The sequence below is a fragment of the Syntrophomonas sp. UBA5494 genome, from assembly GCF_002426325.1.
On sequence record NZ_DIPG01000134.1, the window covers coordinates 52,419 to 54,773 of the forward strand.

Annotated in this window: 1 protein-coding gene; it reads right to left on the reverse strand. The window is 53.1% G+C overall.

What is annotated here, in order from left to right:
- Window positions 1-90 precede the first annotated feature (90 nt).
- The coding region (locus B3W37_RS15245) for an efflux RND transporter permease subunit (protein WP_483176296.1) at window positions 91-2,355 on the reverse strand (2,265 nt) is incomplete at its 5' end.

Sequence of the window (2,355 nt, forward strand, 5' to 3'; positions counted from 1 at the left end):
TCATTTCCTTTCCTCAACCTTTCATACTTCAAGACCATATTCATCCTCACGGTCCTCCCCGGAAAGCCCGCCAGCCCCATCGTTCCCGGCTTAGGCCGGGGGAGAGCTGGCGGCCTTTTTAGAGGCTCTTCTGGCTTTAAATGCAGACAACCAGTCGTCAAATATGGCATAGACCACCGGCACCAATACCAGCGTCACCAGGGTAGAAACCAGAAGTCCGCCAATTACCACTATGCCCAAGGGTTGAAGGGATTCGCTGCCCTCGCCGATCCCCAGGGCCAGAGGCAGCATTGCCAGTATGGTAGCCAGGGCGGTCATGAGTATGGGCCGCAGCCGCACCCGACCGGTTTCCAGAATAGCCTCTTCACGCTCCATGCCCTCCTCGCGCATCTGCTTCAAATAATCCACGAATACGATGGCATTGGCCACCACGATGCCGACCAGCATGATCACCCCGATAAAACCCGGTACGCTCAAAGGGATTCCGGTCAGAAGCAAGGACAGCACCACTCCAATAAAGGCTGTGGGTACCGAGAACATGATCACAAAGGGATCGAAGAATGATTCGTAAAGGATAGCCATAACCGAATAACAGAGGATTATGGCCAGTATCAGTGCCATGGCCAGGTTGATGAAAGTCTCGATCATTTCCTGGTCAGTGCCTACATATTCGATACTGTAGCCCGCGGGGAGGTCAATTTCATCTGCCCTGGCTTTAATATCCTGCATTACACTGTTCAGATCCCGGTTAAACAAGTCTCCGCTGACTAGAGCGCTGCGCACCTGGTCCACCCGGTTAATGGCTATGGGACCCTGTGCAATCTCAAAGGTGGCCACCGAGGATAATTTTACCAAAATCCCGGCGGGATTCATTATAGAAAGGTTGGTCAGATAATCCATGTCTTTTTCTGAGCTGGGTTTGAAACCGACCTTTACGTCCACCTCCTGACCGTCCACCCGGTATTGTGTAGCCACTTTTCCCTGCATGGCCGAACTGATCTCATTGGAGACCTGCATCGGGGTCAGGCCGAAAGCGGCAGCCCGGGCGCGGTCAATGTGAATCTGCAACTCGGGTTTGCCTTCAGTCAGGGTGGAGACCACCTCGCGGGTCCCCGGGACCTGGCGGACAATCGCCGCAACCTGTTCGGAAAGTTGTTTTAAAACCTCGAGATCCGCTCCGCGAATCTGCACTGTTATGGCGCTGGTGGATCCCATCATGGAAGCGGCGTCAGCAGCTGAGACCTCTATTTTGGCGCCGGCGATTTCCTGCAGCGAGGTGCGCATCCGTTCGGCGATAGTATTTACATCGTTCTGGCGTTCCCCTTTGGGGACCAGCTTGACATACAATGTAGCGCTATCAGTTCCCGAAGCCAAACTCATGGTCATGCCCTCCGAGCTGCCGACACTGCTGAAAATGGTCTGTACCTCGGGGAACTCGCGCAATTTTTCCTCCGCCAGTCTTGCAATCTTGTCGGTTTCTGTCAATTGATTGCCTTTGTCGGTCTGAATATTTATGGAGATTTCCCCGGAGTCCATACCGGGAATGAATTCCGCCCCCACCAGAGGTATAGCCGCACATGCGGCCACCATGGCAATAGTGACTCCAATCACCACCACCCGCCTTCGAGCCAGGACTTTACCCAGCAAGACCTCATAGCGGTCTCCCCAGCCGTCCATCCATTCCCCTAAACGGTTTATCAGCCGGGAAACCGGGTTGCGGGGATCGGGCCGGGCGGCCATAACCTGATGAGTCAACAATCGTGAAGACAACAGGGGAATAATGGTTAAGGCCACGATCAACGAACAGAAGATAGCGAAACACACTGTCATAGCCAGGGGTTTAAAAAGGATCGAAGCAATGCCCTCCACAAATGCCATGGGAAGGAACACCGCCAGAATCGTCAATGTGGTTGCGATAACCGCATTGCCAACCTGTGAGGCCCCTTTGCGGGCCGCTTCATAAGAAGATAACCCCAGCGAGCGGTGGCGAAAGATATTTTCGAACACCACGATGGAGTCGTCCACTATACGCCCCAGCCCCAGGGCTAATCCGCCCATAGTGATGAGGTTGATCGTGTAATTGCTGAAATACATGACCACAAAGGTGGCGATGATAGAAAGCGGGATGGAGGTAAAGACGATCAAGGTGCTGCGAGCTTTGCGCAAGAATAAAAACAATACCACCATGGCCAGAAGGGATCCTTCCAGAATCATCCTCACCGTGCTTTGAATAGATTGCTGGATATACTGGGACTGGTCCATAACCACCGCAATATCCAGATCCATATTCAATTCCTGCTTTATCTTTTCCAGTTCCACTTTGACCGCTTCACAGGCCTTTACCGTGTTGGCGTC